Annotated in this window: 20 protein-coding genes and 2 tRNA genes; 14 read left to right on the top strand and 8 right to left on the bottom strand. The window is 68.3% G+C overall.

Features of this window, described 5'->3' with window-relative positions; all coding sequences use genetic code 11:
- Positions 1-130 precede the first annotated feature (130 nt).
- The 3 genes from BZF57_RS17050 (at position 131) to BZF57_RS17040 (ending at position 3686) form a co-directional block, all read left to right on the top strand.
- Positions 131-2245 (top strand): TonB-dependent receptor plug domain-containing protein, encoded by a 2115-nt coding sequence (locus BZF57_RS17050; RefSeq protein ID WP_086740256.1) that lies wholly within the window; start codon positions 131-133, stop codon positions 2243-2245.
- Between the two features lie 56 nt (positions 2246-2301).
- Positions 2302-3201 carry an HpcH/HpaI aldolase/citrate lyase family protein gene (locus tag BZF57_RS17045; RefSeq protein WP_240506032.1) on the top strand — a complete coding sequence of 300 codons (900 nt, stop codon included), beginning with the start codon at positions 2302-2304 and terminating at the stop codon, positions 3199-3201.
- A 71-nt stretch (positions 3202-3272) separates the two neighbouring features.
- Positions 3273-3686 (top strand): holin family protein, encoded by a 414-nt coding sequence (locus BZF57_RS17040; protein WP_086740254.1) that lies wholly within the window; start codon positions 3273-3275, stop codon positions 3684-3686.
- Positions 3687-3695: 9 nt separating this feature from the next.
- Here BZF57_RS17040 and BZF57_RS17035 read toward each other — a convergent pair whose 3' ends face one another.
- Positions 3696-4238, bottom strand: a complete 543-nt coding sequence (locus BZF57_RS17035) for an STM3941 family protein (protein WP_086740251.1) — start codon at positions 4236-4238, stop codon at positions 3696-3698.
- A 91-nt stretch (positions 4239-4329) separates the two neighbouring features.
- Here BZF57_RS17035 and BZF57_RS17030 point away from each other — a divergent pair, with 91 nt between their 5' ends.
- From BZF57_RS17030 to BZF57_RS17010, 5 genes are all read left to right on the top strand, one after another.
- Positions 4330-4770: a type II 3-dehydroquinate dehydratase gene (locus tag BZF57_RS17030; RefSeq protein WP_086740249.1), complete on the top strand. Its 441-nt coding sequence runs from the start codon at positions 4330-4332 to the stop codon at positions 4768-4770.
- A gap of 106 nt (positions 4771-4876) precedes the next feature.
- Positions 4877-5392 carry an acetyl-CoA carboxylase biotin carboxyl carrier protein gene (gene accB, locus BZF57_RS17025; RefSeq protein ID WP_086740247.1) on the top strand — a complete coding sequence of 172 codons (516 nt, stop codon included), beginning with the start codon at positions 4877-4879 and terminating at the stop codon, positions 5390-5392.
- 4 nt (positions 5393-5396) lie between these two features.
- Entirely contained in the window at positions 5397-6746 is a 1350-nt protein-coding gene (gene accC / locus BZF57_RS17020) for an acetyl-CoA carboxylase biotin carboxylase subunit (RefSeq protein WP_086740245.1), read from the top strand.
- On the top strand, positions 6722-7411 hold the full coding sequence (locus BZF57_RS17015; protein ID WP_086740243.1) for a phytanoyl-CoA dioxygenase family protein: 690 nt from the start codon (positions 6722-6724) through the stop codon (positions 7409-7411). Before accC ends, BZF57_RS17015 begins: the two co-directional genes overlap by 25 nt.
- A 173-nt stretch (positions 7412-7584) precedes the next feature.
- A complete protein-coding gene (locus BZF57_RS17010; RefSeq protein ID WP_086740241.1) occupies positions 7585-8895 on the top strand; it encodes an NAD(P)/FAD-dependent oxidoreductase in 1311 nt (436 codons plus the stop codon).
- Here BZF57_RS17010 and BZF57_RS17005 read toward each other — a convergent pair.
- From BZF57_RS17005 to BZF57_RS16995, 3 genes are all read right to left on the bottom strand, one after another.
- A complete protein-coding gene (locus tag BZF57_RS17005; RefSeq protein WP_086740239.1) occupies positions 8892-9359 on the bottom strand; it encodes a hypothetical protein in 468 nt (155 codons plus the stop codon). The two genes, BZF57_RS17010 and BZF57_RS17005, sit on opposite strands and share 4 nt — an antisense overlap.
- A gap of 23 nt (positions 9360-9382) precedes the next feature.
- Positions 9383-10156 (bottom strand): GFA family protein, encoded by a 774-nt coding sequence (locus BZF57_RS21650; RefSeq protein ID WP_240506031.1) that lies wholly within the window; start codon positions 10154-10156, stop codon positions 9383-9385.
- A 92-nt stretch (positions 10157-10248) separates the two neighbouring features.
- Positions 10249-10710 (bottom strand): Lrp/AsnC family transcriptional regulator, encoded by a 462-nt coding sequence (locus tag BZF57_RS16995; protein WP_067405649.1) that lies wholly within the window; start codon positions 10708-10710, stop codon positions 10249-10251.
- 272 nt (positions 10711-10982) lie between these two features.
- Here BZF57_RS16995 and BZF57_RS16990 point away from each other — a divergent pair, with 272 nt between their 5' ends.
- The 4 genes from BZF57_RS16990 (at position 10983) to BZF57_RS16975 (ending at position 14025) form a co-directional block, all read left to right on the top strand.
- The gene (locus BZF57_RS16990; protein WP_086740338.1) at positions 10983-12743 is read left to right on the top strand and encodes a histidine kinase dimerization/phospho-acceptor domain-containing protein; all 1761 of its coding nucleotides are present in this window, start codon (positions 10983-10985) and stop codon (positions 12741-12743) included.
- Between the two features lie 21 nt (positions 12744-12764).
- Complete coding sequence (locus BZF57_RS16985) at positions 12765-13766, top strand: polysaccharide deacetylase family protein (RefSeq protein WP_086740237.1); 1002 nt, start codon at positions 12765-12767, stop codon at positions 13764-13766.
- Positions 13767-13851: 85 nt separating this feature from the next.
- A tRNA-Ile gene (locus BZF57_RS16980) sits at positions 13852-13924 on the top strand.
- A 24-nt stretch (positions 13925-13948) separates the two neighbouring features.
- Positions 13949-14025: transfer RNA gene (locus BZF57_RS16975), tRNA-Pro, on the top strand.
- A 14-nt stretch (positions 14026-14039) separates the two neighbouring features.
- On the opposite strand, the gene BZF57_RS16970 is transcribed toward BZF57_RS16975, so the two are convergent.
- Positions 14040-15206, bottom strand: coding sequence for an acyl-CoA dehydrogenase family protein (locus tag BZF57_RS16970; protein ID WP_086740335.1), 1167 nt, complete (start codon positions 15204-15206; stop codon positions 14040-14042).
- Positions 15207-15518: 312 nt separating this feature from the next.
- Here BZF57_RS16970 and BZF57_RS16965 point away from each other — a divergent pair, with 312 nt between their 5' ends.
- Positions 15519-17138, top strand: a complete 1620-nt coding sequence (locus BZF57_RS16965; RefSeq protein ID WP_086740235.1) for a sensor histidine kinase — start codon at positions 15519-15521, stop codon at positions 17136-17138.
- A 2-nt stretch (positions 17139-17140) separates the two neighbouring features.
- A complete protein-coding gene (locus tag BZF57_RS16960) occupies positions 17141-17764 on the top strand; it encodes a response regulator (protein ID WP_086740233.1) in 624 nt (207 codons plus the stop codon).
- 194 nt (positions 17765-17958) lie between these two features.
- Here BZF57_RS16960 and BZF57_RS16955 read toward each other — a convergent pair whose 3' ends face one another.
- The 3 genes from BZF57_RS16955 to BZF57_RS16945 form a co-directional block, all read right to left on the bottom strand.
- A complete protein-coding gene (locus BZF57_RS16955) occupies positions 17959-18666 on the bottom strand; it encodes a VIT1/CCC1 transporter family protein (protein WP_086740231.1) in 708 nt (235 codons plus the stop codon).
- Positions 18667-18705: 39 nt separating this feature from the next.
- On the bottom strand, positions 18706-19527 hold the full coding sequence (locus tag BZF57_RS16950; protein ID WP_086740229.1) for an SDR family NAD(P)-dependent oxidoreductase: 822 nt from the start codon (positions 19525-19527) through the stop codon (positions 18706-18708).
- 107 nt (positions 19528-19634) lie between these two features.
- A partial coding sequence (locus BZF57_RS16945) for an autotransporter outer membrane beta-barrel domain-containing protein (protein ID WP_143738497.1) occupies positions 19635-22863 on the bottom strand: 3229 nt, incomplete at its 5' end.

Below are 22863 nucleotides of genomic sequence, written 5' to 3'. Positions count from 1 at the left end.
AGTGGCCAGATGACCGATATCCTTGCCGCCCGAACGCCCTGTTCCTTCGTCGACGCCCGATGCACATTCGACGAACGCGGGTTTAGCGATCACTCGACAGGGCAGGCCTTTGCCGCCAAGCGCGGCGCCAATGCGTTCCGTCCGTCTCTTGCCGCGCCCGTTCTGCCGCACTGCACCCGCGATCCTCGCGGCAATACTGGGTGCGATCCCGGCCGCTGCTCAGGAGGCACCCGCGCCCGAGACGCCGGCAGCGCAGCAGGGCGAGAACATCGCCGCCACCACCCGCAGCACCTTTGCGCCCGATTACTTCGCCCGCTTCGCCCCGCGCAGCGCCTTCGACATGGCGCGCAACGTCCCGGGCTTTGCGATCAGCAACGGCGACGGTGCGCGCGGGCTCGGGCAGGCGGACACCAATGTCCTCATCAACGGCCGGCGCATCTCGGGCAAGGCCAATGGCCCGACCGAAGCGCTGCGGCGCATTCCGGTAGAGGACGTGGTCCGGCTCGAACTGGTCGACGGCGCGAGCCTCGGGATCGGCGGGCTCACCGGGCAGGTGCTCAATGTCGTCACCAGCGCCAGCGGGCGGGTGACGGGGCAGTTCCGCTACCAGCCCGAATTCCGCAGCTACGGCACGCCTGCGCGCCTGCTCCAGGGCAGCATCGCGCTTGCCGGGAGCGGGGCGAAGACCGAGTGGAACATCGCGCTGCGCAACGAGTCCAACCGTCGCGGCAACGAGGGGCCCGAGGACGTCTTCGACAGCACAGGCACGCTGGTCGCCCTGCGCGACGAGATCGCCAACTTCAACAACGACCGCCCTACCCTCTCGGGCAGCTTCACGCGCACCGCGGGCAACGGCAACATCCTCAACCTCAACGGGCAGGTTCAGGGCTATATCTACCGCGAGCGCGAGCTTTCGCTCCAGCGCCCGCCCGGCGGCAGCCTGACCCGCACCCGCAGCCTCCGCCGGACCGAGGACGAGTTCAATTATGAGCTCGGCGCGGATTACGAATTTGCCGCAGGCCCCGGGCGCCTGAAGCTGATCGGCTATCACCGCTACGAGGACAGCCCCTCGACCAGCACCGTGCTGACGCGCTTTGCCAGCGGCGCGCCCGATCAGGGCTCGGCCTTCGCGCAGGATGCCGACGAGGGCGAGACGATCCTGCGCTCGGAATACAGCATCAAGGCGGGCGGCGGGAACCTCGTCGCGGCGCTCGAAGGCGCGCGCAATTTCCTCGAGATTGCCTCCTCCCTGTCCGAACGTGATGCGGCAGGCGTGCTGCGTCCGGTCGCACTCGACGGATCGAACGCGCGGGTGGACGAGGACCGCGTCGATGCCGGGCTGACATGGAGCCGCGCGCTCGCCACCAACCTCCAACTCCAGCTTTCGGTTGGCGGGGAGTATTCGCGCATCAGCCAGTCCGGCCCTCTCGGCCTCACCCGCAGCTTCTGGCGGCCCAAGGGCTTTGCCTCGCTCGACTGGAAGGTCGCGGCCAACCTCAACCTCGCCGGACGCATCGAGCGGGTTGTCGGCCAGCTCGATTTCTTCGACTTCATCGCCTCGGTCGATCTCGATCAGGACCGCGCGGACGGCAGCAATGTCGACCTGCGCCCCGAGCAGAGCTGGCTCTACGATATCGAGGCGAGCTGGCGGATGGGCGCGCTCGGCAACCTGACGGTCAGCGCCTATCTCGAGGACTTCATCGACGTGGTCGACCAGATCCCGCTGCCCGGCGGCGGTCAGGCGCCGGGCAACCTGCCCTCGGCGCGGTTCTACGGGCTGGAGAGCCAGGCGACGCTGCTGTCCGACGGGCTCGGCTGGAAGGGCACGCGCATTGACCTCACCCTCGGCTGGAACCGCAGCGAGGTGCGCGATCCGCTGCTGGGCTTCGTGCGCGAGGTTTCGGAGAACGAGCTGTTCGACGTCGAATTCCGCCTGCGCCACGATCTTGCCGGGACGCCCTGGGCCTTCGGCACGCGCGGCGACTGGAAGAAGAACGCGCGCAATGTGCGGCTTGACGAGATTTCGCTGAACCAGCCGAGCTTCGCGCAGGCCTTCGCTTTCCTCGAGCACAAGGATCTGGCGGGCATGACGGTGCGCGCGCGGGTGGGCAATCTGCTCGGCCAGCGCGACCGGTTCGAGCGGACGGTCTTCACCAACCGCGCCGCGGGGCAGGTCGCCTTCAGCGAGCGCCGCAACCGCCATTTCGGCACGGTCTTCAGCCTCGATATCGAGGGTTCGTTCTGAGGCTTGCCTGCATGGCCCGCGCTTCGTAAGCGCTGGGGCGAGAGAGGATCGTCCCCATGCCCCACACCCCCGCCCTTCCCCGCATGCGTTCCTGGCTGTTCGCGCCGGGCGACAGCGAGAAGAAGATGGGAAAGGCGATTGCAGGGCCGGCCGATATTGCGCTGCTCGATCTCGAGGATTCGGTTGCACCCGAGAACAAGCCCGCCGCCCGCGCAATGGTCGCGGAGACGATTGCGGCGAGCGACAACCGCGCGCGGCTGTGGGTGCGGATCAATCCGGTTGCGACCGCCGACTGCATCGCCGATCTCGTCGCGGTGATCCCCGCGCGGCCCGGCGGAGTGTTCCTGCCCAAGGCTGAGGGCGCGGCGGATATCACGCGCCTCCACCACTATCTGACCGCGCTCGAGGCAGCGAACGGCATTCCCCTCGGCCGCACGCTCATTGCCGCGCTCGTCACCGAGACGGCGGCGGCGATGTTCCGCACGGGCGACTATGCGGGCGACTATCCCGGGCGCGAGCGGCTGGTGGCGATGAGCTGGGGGGCGGAGGACCTCTCCTCGGCGCTCGGCGCGCGCGAGCAGCGGGGGCCGGACGGGGAATATGCGCACACCTACGAAATGGCGAGGAGCCTCTGCCTGATCGGCGCGAGCGCGGCGGGTGTCGCGGCAATCGAGACCGTCCAGCCCGAGTTCCGCGATCTGGACGCGCTGGCGGCGCGCGCGCGGCGGGTGCGAGCGCAGGGCTTCCGCGGGATGCTGGCGATCCACCCGGCACAGGTCGAGCCGATCAATGAAGCCTTCACCCCGAGTGCCGAGGACCTCGCCCATGCCCGCGCGGTGGTGCAGGCGTTCGCCGACCATCCGGGGGCGGGCGTGGTGGCGCTCGATGGCGCGATGCTCGACCGGCCGCATCTGGCACTGGCCCAGCGCTTGCTTGCCGAGGCGGGTGCGGAATAGGTTATCTTATTTTCCTACTCTAACCTATTTGGTTATTTAATGGCGCGACTCGCAGCTTAGAGGAGCGCGCCATGGCCCTTATCGATGCCCTGATCGGCCCCATCGCCTCGATCATCGACAAGATCATCCCCGACAAGGAAGCGCAGGCCAAGGCCAAGATCGAGCTGATCGCCTTGCAGGGCTCGCAGGAGCTCAAGATGCTCGAGACCCAGCTTCAGGCGATCGTCGCCGAGGCGAACTCGAGCGACCCCTGGACCAGCCGCGCGCGGCCGAGCTTTCTCTACGTGATGTACGTCCTGCTGCTGACCGCCTTGCCGATGGGGGTGCTCAGCGCCTTCAACCCCGCCGCCGCGCACGAAATCGCGGCGGGGATGAACGCCTACCTCACAGGCCTGCCCGAGCCGCTCTACGCGCTCTTCGGCACCGGCTACCTCGGCTACACCGCCGCGCGCCAGTGGGGGAAGGTCAAGGGGGTGGACAAGTAGGGGGGCGCCTCAGTCGAGCAGCGCGCGGCCACCAAAATGTTCGATCGCGGCCATCGCTTCCTCGAAACTGCGGTCCGTGCCGATCAGCGATATCGCGATGTCGCCCCCCGTTATCATCCGGTTGGCGCTCGCCAGCCATGCGTGGATCCCGCGACCGGGAAAGGCCTCCGGGTTAAGAAGATGCAGAACGATGCTCTTCTGGCGGTTCTGGATGTACACCGAAACCCGCACAATCTCGTCCCAAGGTATGGTTGCGTCGGACCAATTCGACCAGTGGATTCCGGTCGCACCGATTGCGACCTGTACGCCATCGTCGAAGAAACGCTTCAGGATCACGGCTGCGCCGAATGCAAAAAAGATCACGCAGAACCAGCTCGCATAGGGGACGAGTTCGGGCGGAATACTGCCCCTTCGCCCTGACCATTCGGCCGGGTCCGAAGGCTCCCCGATGACCCCAACCATTAGCAGTCCGAGCACGACAAAGTCGACCGACAGCAGAAACAGCAGGACCAGTCGCCAGCGCGAGTAAGAGGCGCGAAATTCTTCCATCATCCGGAAGCCTAAAGGAAACGCGCGGCCGGGCAAGTCACGGCCGCGCCCAGCCCCCTTCCCCGCCCCGCCCCTTCCCGCTAAGCGGCTGCGCATGAGCAACCTCGTCTACGTCCTCAACGGCCCCAACCTCAATCTCCTCGGCACGCGCGAGCCGGAGATCTACGGCACCACCACTTTGGACGACATCGCCGGGATGCTCGAAGACCGCGCCCGCGAACTGGGCCTCGAAATCGAGATGCGCCAGACCAATCACGAAGGGATGCTGGTCGACTGGCTGCACGAGGCGCAGGCCGAAGGCGCGCGGGCGGTGCTGCTCAATGCGGCGGCCTACACCCACACCTCCGTCGCGCTGCTCGATGCGATCAAGGCGATCCGCACGCCGGTGATCGAGGTGCACCTTTCCGATCCCAAGACCCGGGAGAGCTTCCGGCACCTGTCCTACGTGGGCATGGCCGCGGCCAAGACCGTCGAGGGCCACGGCGCCAACTCCTACCTCATCGCGCTCGAAGCCGTAGCGTCGGGCGAGGTCTGATTTCGTCACGCGACTTTCACATTTTGCACCTCTGCCACTTGCCTGCCGCAATTGGCGGCAATAGACGCGCGGGTTTCACGGTCGCACCACATCACAAGGGGCATACATGGCAAACGACGCTGGCCAATCCGGCAAGGCAAACGGGCGCAAGTCGGGGATGAACATCGACACCGCACTGGTGCGCGAGCTGGCCGAACTGCTCAACGAGACCGGCCTCACCGAGATCGAGGTCGAGGATGACGACCGCAAGATCCGCGTCTCGCGCGGCGCGGTTGCCGCTGCCGCTCCGGTCTATGCTGCGGCGCCTGCTCCGGCTGCGGCCGCGCAGGCCCCTGCCGCCGCCGCGCCCGCTCCGGCTGCGCCCGCTGCCGAGGCTGGCCCCGATCTCAAGAACGCGGTGAAGTCCCCGATGGTCGGCACCTGCTATCTCGCCGCCGAACCGGGCGCTGCGCCCTTCATCGCAGTCGGCAAGGACGTCAAGGAAGGCGACACGCTGCTGATCGTCGAGGCGATGAAGGTGATGAACCCGATCACCGCGCCCAAGTCCGGCACGGTCAGCGCGATCCTGATCGAGAACGCCCAGCCGGTCGAGTTCGACCAGCCTCTGGTGGTGATCTCGTAAGACAATGGGCATCAAACGCATCCTGATCGCCAATCGCGGCGAGATCGCGCTGCGCATCCACCGCGCGGCCCATGAAATGGGGATCGAGACGGTCGCGGTGCACTCCACCGCCGATGCCGACGCGATGCACGTGCGCCTGGCCGACCACGCGGTCTGCATCGGCCCGCCGCCCGCGGCCGAGAGCTATCTCAACGTCGCCAACATCATCTCTGCCGCGGAAATCGCGCAGTGCGATGCGATCCACCCGGGCTACGGCTTTCTGTCGGAGAACGCCAAGTTCGCCGACATCGTCGAAGCGCATGACATCATCTGGATCGGCCCCAAGCCCGAGCATATCCGCACGATGGGCGACAAGGTCGAAGCCAAGCGCACCGCGGGCGCCTTGGGCCTGCCGCTGGTGCCGGGCTCGGACGGCGCGGTCAGCGATTTCGACGAGGCGCGCAAGATCGCCAAGGAGATCGGCTACCCCGTGATCATCAAGGCCGCTTCGGGCGGCGGCGGGCGCGGCATGAAGGTGTGCGAGAGCGAGGACAAGCTCGAAACCCTGATGCAGCAGGCCGGCAGCGAGGCGAAGGCCGCTTTCGGCGACGCCACGGTCTATATCGAGAAGTACCTCGGCAACCCGCGCCACATCGAATTCCAGGTGTTCGGCGATGGCAACGGCAACGCGATCCATCTCGGTGAGCGCGACTGCTCGCTCCAGCGTCGCCACCAGAAGGTGCTCGAAGAGGCCCCCTCGCCCGTCATCTCGGTCGAGGAGCGCATGCGCATGGGCGAGGTCTGCGCCAAGGCGATGCGCGACATGGGCTATCGCGGCGCGGGCACGATCGAGTTCCTGTGGGAGAACGGCGAGTTCTACTTCATCGAGATGAACACCCGTCTCCAGGTCGAACACCCGGTGACCGAAGCGATCACCGGCGTCGATCTGGTGCGCGAACAGATCCGCATCGCGGAGGGCCGTCCGCTCTCGGTCGCGCAGGCGGATATCGAGTTCCACGGCCACGCGATCGAGTGCCGGATCAACGCCGAGGACCCGTTCAACTTCGCGCCCTCGCCCGGTCTCGTGAGCTATTTCCACGCGGCGGGCGGCATGCACGTGCGCGTCGATAGCGGGCTCTACGCCGGCTACCGCATCCCGCCCTATTACGATTCCATGATCGCCAAGCTGATCGTCTATGGCCGCACGCGCGAAGGTTGCATCATGCGGCTGCGGCGCGCGCTCGAGGAAATGGTGGTTGAGGGGGTGAAGACCAACATCCCGCTGCACCAGGAATTGCTGCGGCAGGACGACGTCCTCAACGGCGACTATTCGATCAAGTGGCTCGAAAAGTGGCTGGAGGAGCGAGAGGTCTGAGCGACCTGCGGCTCGACCGGGACGGGGCGCAGCTCATCGCGGGGGCCGCCCGCGATATGCTGCCCGCGCTGGAGCAATACTACGCCAGCGCGCCGCTCGCGCCCGGCAGACGCATCACCTGCCTCGGCGCGCTGGGCCCGTTTCTGACCGGAACCGGGGCGATAGCGGGGGTGGTCGCGCAGCTGGCAGGGCGCGCCATGCGTCCGGTACGCGCCATCGCCTTCGACAAGTCTCCGCAAACCAACTGGGCGCTCGGCTGGCATCAGGACCGCACGATCAATGTCGCCGCGCGGGCGGAGGTCGAGGGCTATGGCCCTTGGACGGTCAAGCAGGGCAGCCTCCATGTCGAACCGCCCTTCGACGTGATCGCGGGGATGCTGACTTTGCGCATTCACCTCGATCCGGTCACGCCCGACAATGCGCCGCTGGAAATCGCATTAGGATCGCACCGCAAGGGATACATCGCCGAGTCCGATGTCGCTTCGGTGGTGGCTGCATCTCCGGTCGCGGCGTGCCTCGCACAGCCCGGCAACGTCTGGGCCTATGCCACGCCCATCCTCCACGCCTCGCAGCGCTCGCGCAGCACCGCGCGGCGGCGGGTGCTTCAGGTCGACTTTAGTGCGGTCGAGCTTCCCGCGCCTCTCGAATGGGCGCTGCGAGCCTAGTGGCTGGCGACTAGCGGAAGCGCGGGAACCCATCGCAGCCTCGCGCGCTGTGACATTCATGCTGCACCGCAACATGAGTTGCTTCGCGCTACGTTGATTTGGCGCGCAATTGTGCGCGGCACCCGCTAACAGGGCATCGGGATTGCGCTGCACGGCTGTGCGAAGGAGCTTGAATGAACCGCAAGACCCAGATTGTCGTCGTTGGCGGGGGCGCTGGCGGGCTCGAACTGGTCCGGCGGCTGGGTGCCAAGTACGGGCGCAAGAAGCACGACATCATCCTTGTCGACAAGAACCTTTCCCACATCTGGAAGCCGCTGCTGCACGAGGTGGCGGCCGGATCGCTCGACGCCAATCTCGACGAGGTCGGCTATCGCGGGCACTGTTTCCGCTGGGGGTATCGCTTCTTCCAGGGCAGCTTCGAGGGCGTCGACCGCGCGGCCAAGACCATCCGCCTTGCGCCGGTGAAGGACGAGGATGGCAGCGAGCTGATCGCGGGGCACACCATCCGCTATGATATCCTCGCGCTGGCGCTGGGCTCGGTTTCCAACGATTTCGGCGTGCCGGGGGTGAAGGAGCACTGCCTCTACCTCGATTCGCGCGAACAGGCCGACCGTTTCCGCACCCGCCTGCTAAACCATTGCCTGCGCGTCAGCCGGGCGATGATGAACGACCCCACCGCCGACGAGCAGGTGCGCGTCGCGATCGTCGGCGGCGGCGCGACGGGGGTGGAACTGGCGGCCGAGCTCTACAACGCGGCCGGGGCGCTCAGGCACTACGGGCTTGAGGTGTTCGACGAGAGCCGGATGCACGTGACCCTGCTCGAAGCCGGCCCGCGCATCCTGCCTGCCCTGCCCGAAAAGCTCGCCGCTGCGGCCAAGCACGAGCTCGAAGTGCTCGGGGTGCAGGTGCGCCCGGCGGTGCAGGTGGTCGAGGCCCGTCCGCGCCAGCTCGTCACCAAGACGGGCGAAGTCATCGAGGCCGACCTCATCGTCTGGGCCGCAGGGGTCAAGGGCGCGGATTTCCTATCCGGGCTGGGGCTGGAGACCAACGGGCGCAACCAGATCATCGTCACCGACACGCTCCAGACGCAGGAAGACCCTTGTATCTTCGCGCTCGGCGACTGCGCCAGCTACACACCCCCGGGCGAGGACCGACCCGTCCCTCCGCGCGCGCAGGCCGCGCATCAGATGGCCGAGACGGTGTTCGCCAACATAGTGCGGATGCAGCAGGGCCGCCCGCTCACCCACTTCGTTTACCGCGACAAGGGCTCGCTGGTCTCGCTGTCGCGCTTCTCGACCGTGGGGAGCTTGATGGGCAACCTGATCGGCGGGAGCATGGCGATCGAAGGGCGGCTGGCGCGGTTCATCTACACCTCGCTCTACCGCCTGCACCTGATCGGCATCCACGGCTGGCTGAAGGCGACCTTCCTGATGGCGGTCGGCCGCGTGAACCGTATCGTGCGGCCCAAGCTGAAGCTGCACTAGAAGTCGATCTTCACCTTCACCTCGGCCCCGTCGGCATCGAAGCCACCGACGCCCTGCTTGATGAGGTTGGCCTCGGCCTCGGCGTTCTCCGAAAGCTTGATCCGTGCGCGCGGAATGGCGCTTCCGAAGCCGTCGTCGACCGGGCCGACCACGGGGCCGAGGCGCGGCGCGGGGCCGGTTTCGGTGCACACAATGATCGCGGGGTTAAGCGGATCGGGCTGATCCTCGGCGCACTCCTGTGCAGGCAGCGGGGGCACGAGCTGCGTGAGGTCGATCACCTCCGGCCCTTCCGGAGCAGGCGCCTCGATCACCGGAAAGGGTTCGCAGAGCACCTCGCCGGGCCGCGCCGGATCGAGCGAGTAACGCGCGCAGACGGGGCGCGGCGGCGACGGCAGGGTTCCGAGGATCACGACCTCGCCGGCCGGGGGATCGGCAGGGGGTGGCAGGGGAGGCTCGTCGAACATAAGCTTTGTGCCTCCCTTTCACGTCATCCGAAACTGAAGCCCGCAGCCTCCGCTTCGGCGATGCATTCGGGCCCGGTCAGCATCGGGCTTTCCTGAAGGATATCATACCAGTCGGGCTTTTCATCGACGAAAATTTGCCGCTCGATGCCGAAGCCCTTGGGCAGGTCGAACAGCCCGGCGAGGAAGCTGCGGTGGCCGGTCGGGAGGAAGCGGTACCACAGGCTGCTGCCGCAGGTGCCGCAGAAGGCGCGCTCGGCCCATTCGCTCGAGCGGTAGACGGTGAGCGCCTCCTCGCCCGAGACGACCGCGCTCTCGCCCTTCACACCCGCGTAGAAGGCCCCGCCCCAGCGCTGGCACATGGCGCAGTGGCAGATATCGACCTCGGGATGCATCGCCTCCACCGTGATCGACACCGCGCCGCGCAGGCAGCGGCCGGAGACGGGAGCGCTGAGGGCGTCGATCGCATCGGTCATGGCGGGCTTCTCCGGATGCGGCGAATCTGCCGCCGCGCCAGAGTGCCACTGCGCCGCGCCCTTGGCAACCGCGGCGGCGATGCATTCGGCCGCGCGCGCGGTGATCGCATCGGGCTTGTCCTTCGCCATAACCGCCGCACGGCCCGCGTTGATCGCGGCCGCAGGATCGGTCTTGAGCGGAGCGGCATAGGCGTTGCGATGCCAGCCGAGCGCGAGCGCGGCCTCACCGGCCTGCGCGCTGTCGGCGGGGATTTTGCCATCGGCCATCAGGTAGGTGGTAGCGCTGATATCGACCGCGCAGGCCAGGTGCTCCTCGCCCGACATGGCGTCAAAGGGTTTGGGCCCCGGCGGCGAGCAGGCTGCGCCGCCAAGCGACACCCCGGCGAAAGCGAGTGCGGCGGCGGTCCGCCCTGCCCTTAAAGAGGAACCCCCGGCTCCTGCTTGGCGGTGCGGATGGTGAGCGAAGTCTTCACGCTCTCCACATTGGGCGCCGGGGTCAGCTTGCCGGTCAGGAACTCCTGGAAGCTCTGCAGGTCCTTGCTGACGATCTTGAGGATGAAGTCGATCTCGCCGTTCAGCATATGGCACTCGCGCACTTCGGGCAGGGCGCGCATGTGCTCCTCGAATTCGCGCAAGCTGGCTTCGGCCTGGCTCTTGAGGCTGACCATCGCGAAGACGGTGATGGCGAAACCGAGCTTCGAGGGATCGAGATCGGCGTGATAGCCGCGGATCACGCCGTCTTCCTCGAGGCCCCGCACACGGCGCAGGCACGGCGGTGCGGTCAGCCCGACGCGCTGGGCGAGTTCGACATTGGTGACGCGGCCTTCCGCCTGCAGTTCCGCCAGCAGACGGCGGTCGATATCGTCGAGATTGGCCACGTGACCTAACGCTCCCCTGTCACGGTCTCCTCCCGCCGGGGTGGAGCCTGTGCAACATGATCCCAAAGAAACAAGACGCGTGCCGGATGGCGCGCTTGGCTAATATTATTAGGTCTGGCAGCAATTGTCCCGCTTTGCAACGCGCCTTTCGCGCCAGATTGTGACAATTCCCCCATCCTGATAAGACGAAACCGCAGGGCCCGGCTATTGTGCGAATGCAGCCCCGCCCCGCGCCTGCGATTCGCGGCCCTGCCGCTCAAGTGGAGACCCCGGTGTTTTTCGACGATCGCCTTGCCACCGTGCTGCGCCAGCGCGCCACCGGCGAGGCATCGTTGCGCACCCAGTACCGGCAACTGCTCGATCTGCTCGGGCGCGAGCGGGTGCACCATCCGGGCGGCGACCAGAGCCTGCTCGCCGCGGCATGGCTGCGGCTGGATGCGCTGGCCGAGGAGATCCCGGCAGCAACCCGCGCACGCATGATCCGCGAACCGGGCTGGCGGTTCCGCAATCCCGATCTGGCCGCGCATCTCGCCGATCAGGAGCCCGACGTCGCCGCTGCCGCACTGACCCGCGCCGATCTTTCCACCGAAGACTGGAGCGCGCTGATCCCCCGCCTGCCGGTGCGCGCGCGCGGCTTCCTGCGCCTGCGCCGCGATCTGCCGGTCGATGTCGAGGCGCTGCTGGCAAGGCTCGGCGTGCATGATCGCGGTCTGCCCGCGCCGACATCTGCCCCGGCCGAACCGGAGATCGCGGCAGCCCCCGCCCCCGCGGCGCCGATCCCGCTGCGTCCCGTCCAGCTGCGCCCCGTTCCCGCCCCCGAGCCCGCACCTGCGCAGCCCGCAACCCGCGACGACACAGGCCGAACCGAGATTTCGGCGCTGGTGGAACGCATCGCGCAATTCCGCCGCACCCGCACCGAGACCCAGGCCGAACTCGAGCGCTCCCCCCGCCTGCCGCTGGGCGAACTGCCCGAGCGGGCTGAGCGCTCCGTTGCGAGTTTCGGCTTTGCCTCGGACACCACCGGGCGCATCGCCTGGGCAGCGGCCGAGGTGGCGCCGATGGTGATCGGCGTGCGGTTGTTCGCCGCGCAGCCCGCCGGTGCCTCGGAGACCGACAGTGCCGCTCTCGCCCGCGCCTTTGCCCGCCGCCAGCCGATCACGCGGGGCGCGATCACGCTGGCCGGCGCACCGGCGATCACAGGCGACTGGATCGTCGATGCCGAACCGCGTTTCAGCGAGGACGGCCACTTCACCGGCTATTTCGGCCGCTTCCGCCGCGCGCCTGATCCTGCCGCCGCGACCGCGCCCTCTGGCCCCGAAGCGCGCGAGGCAGACCGCATCCGCCAGCTGCTCCACGAACTGCGCACGCCGGTGACGGCGGTGCAGGGGTATGCCGAGGTCATCCAGCAGCAGCTGTTCGGCCCCGCCCCGCACGAATATCGCGCGCTCGCCGCCGCGATCGCCGCCGATGCCGCGCGCATCCTCGCCGGGTTCGAGGAGCTCGACCGGCTGGCGCGGCTCGAGACCGGGGCGATCCGTATCGAACCGGGCGAGACCGATCTGGCAGCACTGCTGCGCCGCACCGCCGCGCAGCTCGATCCGGTGCTGGCACCGCAGGATGCCGGGATCGCACTGGAATTTGCCGAAAGCAGCGCGATGCTCGTCGGGCTCGATGCCGAGGATGCCGAGGCGCTGGTGTGGCGCTTGCTCGCCAGCCTTGCCTCCGCCGCCGCGCCGGGCGAGCGGATTGCGCTGCGGCTCGATCCGCTGATCGGCAAGGGCGATGCCCTCGCGCGGCTGGTGTGCAGCATTCCTGCGCGGCTCGCCGGGGACAGCAACCTGTTTGCCGCCACCACCCGCGGCGTGGAGAGCGCGATCAGCCCGGGCCTGTTCGGCACCGGTTTCGCGCTGCGCCTGGCCCGCGCCGAAGCCCAGGCGGCGGGCGGGGGATTGCGTCACGAAGGCGACACGCTGGTCTTGACGCTGCCGCTGCTAAGCGGGATGACGCCATCGAGGGGCGCTCTCGAGGCCTGAGGGCTAACGGCGGGGAAGTGCATGACGACTGGCTCGATGCTCGAGGTGCCGCCGTCCGGGCGGAGTGCCGCATTTGCACCGGGCTTCGGCCAGCGCGTGCTGCTGACGGTCGATACCGAGGAAGAGTTCGACTGGACCGCCCCCTTCCGCCGCGAAGGTTTCGGTCTCAGCCATGTCGGGGCGATCCCGCGCTTCCAGACCTTTTGCGAGCGGATCGGCGCCCATCCCGTCTACCTCGTCGACTGGCCGATCGTGCAGGATGTGCGCGCGGTAGAGATTATCGGCGATGCGGTGCGGCGCGGGACGGCCGAGGTCGGCGTGCAGCTCCACCCCTGGGTCAATCCGCCCTTCGACGAGGAAGTGAGCGTCTACAACTCCTTCGCGGGCAATCTGCCGCCGGCTCTCGAGGCGGCCAAGTTCACCTTGCTGCGCGATGCGATCGAAAGCGCTTTCGGCACGGCCCCGCTGATCTACCGCGCCGGCCGCTACGGCCTCGGCCCTCACACCGCCGAGCTGCTCAAGCGCACCGGTATCCGGGTCGACACATCGGTGCGTTCGCTGTTCGATTACAGCGAGCATGGCGGGCCGGACTACAGCCGGCACCCGATCGAGCCCTACTGGATCGACGGCGCGATGCGGCTGCTCGAGCTGCCGGTGACGACGGTCCACACCGGGCTGCTGCGCGCGGCCGGACGTCCGGTTCACCGGATCGGCGGGCAGGTGCGTAAGGCGCTCGGGGCGCTCTCGCGGCTCGGACTGCTCGAACGCATCGCGCTCACGCCTGAAGGCGTTTCGGCCGAAGAGGCGCTGCGCGGCGTCGACGTGGCGATCGACAGCGGCCTGCCGGTGCTGGTGCTCTCGTTCCACAGCCCTACCCTCGCTCCCGGCCATACCCGCTATGCCAGGGACGAGGCGGGCGTCGACACGCTCTACGCCTGGCTCGAGACCGTCTACCGCCACCTCGCTGCGCGCGGCGTCACAAGCTGCACCGTCACCGACATCATCGCGGCAACAGGCGGATAAGCCCGCCCGTCCCCGCTTGTCTCGCTGCCCCTGCCGGAGTAGGGGCGGCACATCGCCCTGCCTTCCGGCGCGCTTTTTGCGCCAAGGGCCTGTAGCTCAGCGGTTAGAGCTGGCCGCTCATAACGGCTAGGTCGCGGGTTCGAATCCTGCCGGGCCCACCGGAAGGGCGAGTTGAAAAGCGTCGGGGAGTGGCGCAGTCCGGTAGCGCGCTTGCTTTGGGAGCAAGATGTCGCAGGTTCGAATCCTGTCTCCCCGACCACTTTTCTTGCAAGGTCAGTGCTGCGCCGCCTTCCATTCGCGCTTGATTTTCTTGGCGAGGCTCCACTTATGGACTTCGGTGGGGCCGTCATAGATGCGGAAGGCGCGGATTTCGCGGAACACCTGAGCGACGATGGTATCGTCGGTCACCCCGGTGCCGCCCATCACCTGCACGCAGCGGTCCGCGACCCGCATCAGCGCTTCGGACACCGCGACCTTGGCCATCGAGCTCTCCGCCGTCCCCATCGATCCCGCATCGAGCGCGGCGGCGCACCAGTCGATCATCAGTTCGGCCTGCTTCAGGTCGATCAGGTTTTCAGCGAGCATGAAGCCGACGCCTTCGTGGTCGATCAGCGTCTTGCCGAAAGCCTCGCGGCGGCAGGCGTAGTCGGTGGCGATCTCGTGCGAGCGCACGCAGGCGCCGAGCCAGCGCATGCAGTGCGACAGGCGCGCGGGCGCGAGGCGGATCTGGGCATAGGTGAAGCCCTCGCCCGCCTTGCCGAGCATCTGGTCGGCCGGCACCCGCAGGTTGTCGATGGCAACCACCGCGTGCCCGCCGGGCATCGAGGAATCGATGGTGTTGGGTACCCGCTCGATCCGGATCGCGGGATCGGGCAGGTCGACGAGGAACATGCACGCGCCCTCCTCGGCCTTGGCCATGACGATCCCCACCCCGGCCCCGTCGGCGCCGGTGATGAAGGCCTTGCGCCCGTTGATGACCCAGTGATTGCCATCGAGACGGCAGGTGGTGCGCATCATCGAGGGGTCGGACCCCGCACCGCCCTCGGCCGCAGGCTCAGTCATGAAGAAGGCCGAACGCGCACGGCCCTCGACCAGCGGCTTGAGGAACCGCTCCTTGATCTCGGGACTGCCGACCTTGCCGAGCAGGAACATGTTGCCTTCGTCGGGCGCGGCGGTGTTGAGCGCGAGCGGCCCTAGGGGCGAGAGGCCCGTGGCGCGCAGGACGATCGCGGTCTCGGCCTGTGTCAGGTGGCCGCCACCGGGGAGAATATGCGGGGTCAGCAAACCGGCAGCCCGCGCCTTTTCCTTCATTTCGGCGACCAGCTCGTCGCTCGGGCAATCGTGGTGATCGCGCCGGGGATCGCGTTCATAGGGCACGATGGTCTCGCGCACGAAGGCCTCGACCCGCGCGGCAAGCGCCTGTGCGGCTTCCAGACCGATGCCGGTCACAGCACTGTGCTCCGGTTTTTAGCCGTCTGCGTGTTGTGCATCCTGTGTCCCTCCTGCTGCCAAATCTGTCGCGCCGTGCATGGGGCATAGGCCGCGCCTGCGGAACCCCTCGATTTTGATCCTTGCGCGCGATTTGCGGGGGCAATCACCCGGCGAGGGGACCGCGCGGCCGGGGGATGACTTGCCTTTGCGCGCCGCTAGGCCGAGAAGGGCGCCGCCGAAACCACCGGAAATGTCCGGAGTCGGGGGCGAGAGGATTGGGCCATCTGCAAGGGTGCCTGACGTAATGATCCAGGGAAGATCATGCTGACACGGATTCTCGAATATCATTCGGGGCGAGGCATCGCCCTGTGCCGGCTCGCGCTCGCGGTGGTGTTCGTGGCGGTCCTTTATATCGACCCCAACCAGCCGGTGCGTGACGGGGTGACAGCCTTTGCACTCGTCGGCAGCTATGTGGCGATCGCGTTCGCGCTGGTGGTGGTGACATGGAACAGCTGGTGGCTGGATCACATCCTGCGCCTGCCGGCCCTGCTGTGCGACGCCGCCATGTTTCTCACCGCCTTCTACTTCACCGAAAGCGGTGCGAGCGACCTGACCAGTCCGTTCCTGTCGTTCTTCATCTTCATCATGCTCTCGGCCACGCTGCGCTGGGGCTGGCGCGGCATGGCGATCGTCGCGGCCGGTCTTACCGCCAGCTACATCGCGGCAGGTCTCGCGCTGGAGATTTCCGGGTTCGACATCGAGTTCCAGCGTTTCGGACGGCGCGGCGTCTACATGATGCTGCTGTCGGTCATTCTCGTCTGGTTCGGCCTCCAGCGCCGTACCCCCGCCGTGCAGCGCCTCGACTTCGCGAACGAGGACGCTGGCGACGTGCCGATTGTCGAGCTGGCGGAATATGCGCAGGAGGCAACCGGTTCACGCTTCGCGATCGCGGCCTGGTGGAGCGACGAGGAGCCCAATGTGCTGGCCTGCGCGACCGCGGGCGAGGCGCCGGTCGTGGTCCACCTGTCCCCCGAGGTTCTGCCCGAACCCGAACGACAGGTCTTCGCCCTGTTCGATCTGGCGCGCGCCCGCAAGCTGGTGGTCGAGCCGGACGGGCGGCTGATCGCGATCCGCAAGGTCTTCGTATCGGCACTGGCTGACCAGTTCGGCATCAAGGAGGGGCTGGCGATCCCGCTCTCGAGTTCGTCTGGCAGGGGTCTGGTCATTGTGGACGCCGACCGGGGGTTCAGCATGGATCACCTCACCCTTGCACCGGCTCTGGCGCAGGAAATGGCCGCGGCGCTCGACCGGCACCTGCTGACGCGGATCTCCCGCGAGGCGGCTGTTGCGCACCTTCGCGCGACGCTGGCCCGCGATCTGCACGATAGCGTCGCCCAGACCATTGCCGGGGTCCGCTACCGGCTCGAAGGGATCCGCGCACAGGTTCGTGCAGGGACCGATCCGGGGTCGGAATTCGACGAACTCAAGGCCAGCCTGAGCAGCGAGCACCGGAACTTGCGCGAGATGATCGAACGCCTGCGCCGCACCGAGCTCGAACCGCGCAAGGTCAAGCTGGCCGGCCAGCTCAAGGGCGTGGCGAGCGAGCTCGAGCGGACGTGGAAAGCGAAGCTCAATCTGTCGATCCGTCCCGAGGATCTCACCGTGCCGGTTGAACTCGCCTACGAAGTCCAGCAGATTGCCCGCGAGGCTGTCGCCAACGGGGTCCGCCACGGCGAGGCGAAGACCTTCAGGATCGCGGTTTCGCAGCTTGGAGCGGGTATCGATCTCGACATCCGCGACGACGGCACGGGTTTCACCGGGGAGCCGCCCATCCATCCGCGCACGCTTGCCGAGCGGGCCCGGGCGAATGGCGGCACCCTTACTGTCTGCAACAGTCGATCGGGAGCGCACCTCCTGATCACCCTACCCAACCGGAACTGACCATGATCAACGTAGTCGTAGCTGATGACCATCTCTTCCTGAGGGCCGGTCTCGAAGCCATCCTGCGGACCGCCGACATTTCGGTGGTCGCCTCGGTGGGCGATGGCGATGCGGCCCTCGAGGCGATCGACGCGCATGACCCCGATGTCGTGGCGCTCGATGTCGCCATGCCCAAGCGCGACGGGGTGGCAACGCTTGCGGCACTGCGCGCGAAGGGCGATGCGCGCCCGGTCGTGCTGCTCACCGCGAGCATCGACGATCACCAGCTGATCGAGGCGGTGCGGCAGGGCGTCACGGGCATCGCCCTCAAGGAAGACGCCGAGGACTTCCTGATCGACTGCATCCGCAGTGCCAAGGCCGGCTCGCGCGCGATCGACCCGCGGCTGATGGAGCGCGTTCTCGATCTCAGCGCCAATCCCAAGCCCAAGCGCCGGTTCGATACACTCGGCCAGCGCGAAAAGCAGATCGTGGAGCGGGTGGCGCGCGGCATGCGCAACCGCCAGATCGCCGAGGAGCTGTCGATGAGCGAAGGCTCGATCAAGGTCTATCTGCACACGATCTTCGAAAAACTCGAGGTGCGCAGCCGCACCGAGCTTGCGATCATGTACCACGAGGAAACGAACTAGGCCGGCAGCGGCTTCCGAGCGAGCGCGACCTTGAGGCACCGGTAGCCGACGGCGCGGGTGATGTCGCCGTAGCGCTCGATATTGCGCTCTGCCTCGATCACCGTAATGGCCGATGTCCGCGCGCCGAGCTGAGCAAGCCCGCCTCACCCATGTCGCTCTGGTCAAAGGCGGAGAGCTGGTGCTCAGCGGCTGCGCTAGACGCTGACGCCGAACAGCTTGCCCACTGCCGCGGTGGTCGCCATCGCGAAGACGCCCCAGCCCACCACGCGCAAGGTGGCGGGCACGACCGGCGCCGCGCCGGCCTTGGCCCCGAGGGCGCCGAGCACCGCCAGCGCCAGCACCGACACAGCGACCACCGTCGCCATGATCGCGCCTGCCGGGGCGAGCCACGCCGCCACCAGCGGGACGGCGGCGGCGGCGCTGAAGGTTGCCCCCGAAGCCATCGCCGCCTGAAGCGGGCGCGCAGCGAGATGTTCCGATAGGCCCAGTTCGTCACGCACATGGGCGGCGAGCGGATCGGCTGCGCTCAGCTCGCGCGCCACCAGCGCTGCGGTCGCCTCGCTGAGACCTCGCGCACGATAGATCGCGGCGAGCTCCGCCTCCTCGTCGGCGGGCGTCGCGGCGAGCGCTTCCTTCTCGCGGCGGATATCGGCCTGCTCGGAATCGGCCTGCGAGGAGACCGAGATATATTCCCCCGCCGCCATCGACATCGCGCCCGCCATCAGCGCGGCGACACCGGCGACGAGGATCGGTCCCGGCTCGGGCGTCGCGGCGGCCACGCCGATGATCAGCGATGCGACCGAAATGATCCCGTCATTCGCCCCCAGCACGGCGGCGCGCAGCCATCCGGTGCGGTGGACATAGTGCGGATCGTCGGGGTGGGCGCTGGTTGCTGTTGCCATGCCGGTCTTGTCCGCCTTCCGGGCCGCCGAGGCAAGCCTTCAGGTGGCCGACCAGCCCGCGTCGATCATCAGCGCCGATCCCGTCACCACCCGCGCGGCCTCGCTCACCAGATACATGACCGCAGCGGCGGACTGCTCGGCCGTGATCTTTTCCTTGATGAGGTGCGGCGTGAGTTGCAGCTCGTAGGCCTCCTCGACGCTGAGGCCATGCGCTGCGGCAACCTCGTCGGTGGCGTGGGCGACCATCGGCGTGTCGACCAGCCCGGGGCACAGCGCGTTGACGGTAATTTTGTGCTCCGCCAGCTCGCCCGCCATCGCGCGCGTCAGGCCCATCATGCCGTGCTTGGAGGCGCAGTAATGGGCATAGCCGGGCGTCCCGACATGCCCCGCGACCGAGGCGACATTGACGATCCGGCCGCCCTCACCTCGTGCGATCATGTGCGGCACCGCCGCGCGGATCACGCGCCAGGCCCCCGTCAGATTGACGTCGATCATGGTGGTCCACATCGCCTCGTCGAGCTCGTGGGCGGGCCGACCGCCAGTGAGGATCCCGGCGTTGTTCACGAGGATATCGATCCGCCCGAAGGCCGCGATCGTGGAGGAGACGAAGGCCTCTACCTCGGCGGCGCTGCGCACGTCGCAACCCATCGCCAGCGTACGCACGCCGTGGGCTTCGATGCCTTGCGCGACCTCGCCGAGCGATCCGCCCAGCGCATAGCCGACCGTCTCCACCGCCGCTGCACCGACATCGCAGATCGCGACATCGGCGCCCGCGTCGGCGAGCGCGAGCGCGATCGCCCGGCCCTGCCCGCGCGCCGCGCCCGTCACCAGCGCGGCCTTGCCTGCGAGTGCTCCTGTCATGTCCCCTCTCCCCGTCTATCCGGTGAGCGAGACTAGCGCAGCCCGGGCATTTCCCAAGCGGCTGAAGTGATAGGCGGAGGGCTTGCGCCCTCCGCCTGTGGTTTACCTCAGAACACGACGTGCAGGGTAGCTTTTGCGCTGTGGTCCTGGAGTGTGGAGCCGATGAGGCCGGAGTATCCGAGGGCGAGGCCGACGTTGTCGCCGAGGTCGAAGTCGGCTTCGAGGCGGGCGGCCAGCGCCACGTCGTCGAGCTGGACGCCGCTCACTGCGAACGCCTGCTGCGGTGCGGCGGCGAGCGCGAGGGTTGCTTGCGGGTCGCGGTCGCCGAGCTGCGCGCGGGCGGCGAGCGTGCCGGTCAGGCGCACCCCCTTGCCCGCGGGCACGATCGCATCGAGCCCGCCGGTGAGCGAGCCGGTGCTGTAGCTCTGTGCGCGCATGTCGAGCGCGGCGGCTCCGCCGGTCTCGCGCAGCGCGTCGAGCTTGAAGCTCCCGATCGCCCCGCTCACGAACGGCCGGATCGTGCTCTTGCCCGCCGGGATCGTCCACGCGATCTCGGCGAAGGCCTGGCGCGCATCGCCCGTCGTGCGGCCCGCCAGCGTCTCGGTAAACCCGGGCAGGTCGATGTTGCGCGAGCCTTCCAGATCGACCGCGGCGAGGTAGCCGCCCACCGCCGCGCTGAACGCGCCCGTGGTGAGCGAGGCATAGGCCCCGCCGCCCGACTGGCGCACCTCGGCCGAGGAGCCGAGCCGGTCGATCGTCACGTCGCTGGTGACGTGGAACCCGAAGGCCCCGATCCGCCAGCTGCCGCTCTCGCTCGCGCGGCCATAGTCGAGCCCGGTCGCAAAGCCGCCGCGGTCGCTGTCGAACGCAGAGGCATTGCCGTCGCTGTCACCATTGCCCCAGCCGCCGAACAGCTGGCCCCATGCGCCAAGCCCGCTCGCCGCCTCGGGCGCATCGCGCCCTGCCGCCGCCACGCTCGCCGCACGGCCGAGCACCGCCTCGCGCAGCAACCGCTCCTGCTCGATCCCCACGCCCGCCGCGGTCGCATAGACCTCGCCCGAGAGCTGGTCGAAGGCACCCGGCAGCTGGGCGGCCGGCAGGATGTAGATGTTGAACAGCGGCTGCGGGTTGTAGCCCGCCGCCACCGCGCCATCGATGCGGCTCACCACCGAACGCTGGTTGGCGGTCAGCGCCGTGGTCCCGCCGACGATGTTGGCGAGGGTGTTGGGCGCGAACCGCAGGCGCACCTGCGTGCCGGTATAGACCAGTTCGGGCCGGTAGATGATCCCGAACCCGGTCAGCCCGGTGGCATTGGCGAAGGTCCCGGTCCGCCCGCCATCGGCCTGCAGCACCACGATCTCGGAGTTGAACACGTGGGCATTGGCACCGCTGAGGTTGGTGAACGCCGCCGTGCCGTTGATGCTCGCCGTGCCGGTCGCCAGGATCAGGTCCGAAGGCGCGCCTGCGGCGATCTCGTAGACCACCGTGCTGCCCGCCTGGAGCGTGACGTTGCCCGCCACCCCGAGCGTGCCCGGGCTGGTGCCCGGCGCGATCGTGGAGCCGCTCTGCGCGATCAGCCCGCCGATCACCCCGGTGCCCGACAGCCTTGCGCCGCTCTGCACCGTCACCACCGAGCGCGCGAGGCCGCCGTTGACCCGCAGCTCGCCCACCCGCACCGTGCTCGCGCCGGTGAAGCCGTTGCTGTTGCCGGTGAGGGTGAGGAGCCCTGCGCCGGTCTTCTCGAACAGGCCCGTGCCCGCCAGCGATCCGGCGAAGGTGCCGGCCGCGCCTTGCGCGAACTCGAGCGTGCCATTGGCGTTGAGCTGGATCAGACCCTGGAGCGAGGTGGTGGTGCCCACCAGGCGCCCGCGGTTGACCAGCGTGCCGCCGCTGTAGCTGTTGGCGCCGGTCAGCGTGGTCGTGCCGGTGCCGTCCTGCACCACCACGCCGGTCCCGCTGATCACGCTCGCCAGCGTATAGGCATTGCTGCGGCTCACCACCAGCGCGCCGTTGTTGACCACCGGGCCGACGATCGAACCCGTGGTCCCGTTCTCGCCCAGCTGGAGCGCGCCTTCCGCGATCGTGGTCCCGCCGGTGTAGGTGTTGGCTCCGGTCAGGGTGAAGCGGGTCGCCCCGGTCTTCACCAGGCTGCCCGCGCCGCTGATCACGCCCGCGAAGGTCGTGTTGAGCAGCGCGCTGCCCACGGTCAGCTCGCCCGTGCCCAGCGCCACGCTGCCCGCGCCGCTCAGCGCGCCGAGGCTCGTGTCGAACCCGGCCAGGTCGAGGCTGCCGGCGGCGGTCTGGCTGAAGGTGGTGATCCCGCTCGTGGTCCCGGTCAGGGTGATCGTCCCGCTGTTGGTCACGAAGCCGTTCACCGCGCCGCGCAGCTGCGCCGTGCCGCTGTTGTCGAGCCCGGTGCCGATGGTCCCGCTCGAGACCAGCGTCCCGGCATTGTTCACGCCGCCCGCGATCGTGCCGATATTGGTCGCGCTCGCGCCCGCCGCATTGGCCAGCGCGCCCGCGATGGTGCCGGCGTTGAACAGGCTCGCGCGGTTGCTCACGCCCCCGGCGATCCGCCCGCCGCTGGCCAGCTGCAGGCCGCCTTCCTCGATGAAGGTCGTGCCGGTGTAGGTGTTCACCCCGGTCAGGGTCAGCGTGCCGCCGCCGGTCTTGACCAGCCCGCCCGTGCCCTCGATCACGCCCTCGAAGCGCGTGGTCAGGTCGTTCGCGCCCACCGTGAGGGACGCCGTGCCGAGCCGGATCGTGCCCTCGCCCGCAAGGCTGCCCATCGCGGCGTTGAAGCCCGCCAGATCGAAGCTGCCGGTCGCGGTCTGGATGAACTGGCCGGCATAGACCGTCTCGCCGATGCTGGTGATGGTCCCGGTGTTGAAGGTGGTCCCCTCGATCCGCCCGGCGATCTGCGCCGTGCCATTGTTGCCGAGGTTGCGCAGCAGGCGACCGTCGACCACCAGGTTGGCGTTGTTCACCACCGAGCCGGTGAGGGTCCCGCCCGCCAGCACCAGCGTGCCGCCGTTGACCTCGGTCAGCCCGCCATAGGTCTGGGTGCCGGTCAGGATCTGGGTGCTCGCCCCGACCTTGACCACCCCGCCCCCGGCCGAGATCACCCCGCCGAAGGTGGTCGTGCCCGAGCCCGTGCCGATGGTCAGCAACCCGCCCGCACCCAGGTTCACCGAACCGGCGCCCGCAAGGCTCGCAATGCTGGTCGCAAACCCGCCGAGGTTGAAAACACCCCCCGCCGTCTGAACCACCGCACCAATCCCCGTGGTCACACCGGTCAGCTCAAGCGTCCCGCTGTTGTTCACAAACCCGTTCAGC

This window comes from Erythrobacter colymbi (assembly GCF_002155685.1).
Lineage (GTDB): Bacteria > Pseudomonadota > Alphaproteobacteria > Sphingomonadales > Sphingomonadaceae > Erythrobacter > Erythrobacter colymbi.
This window is presented reverse-complemented; position numbering and strand designations above follow the sequence as displayed.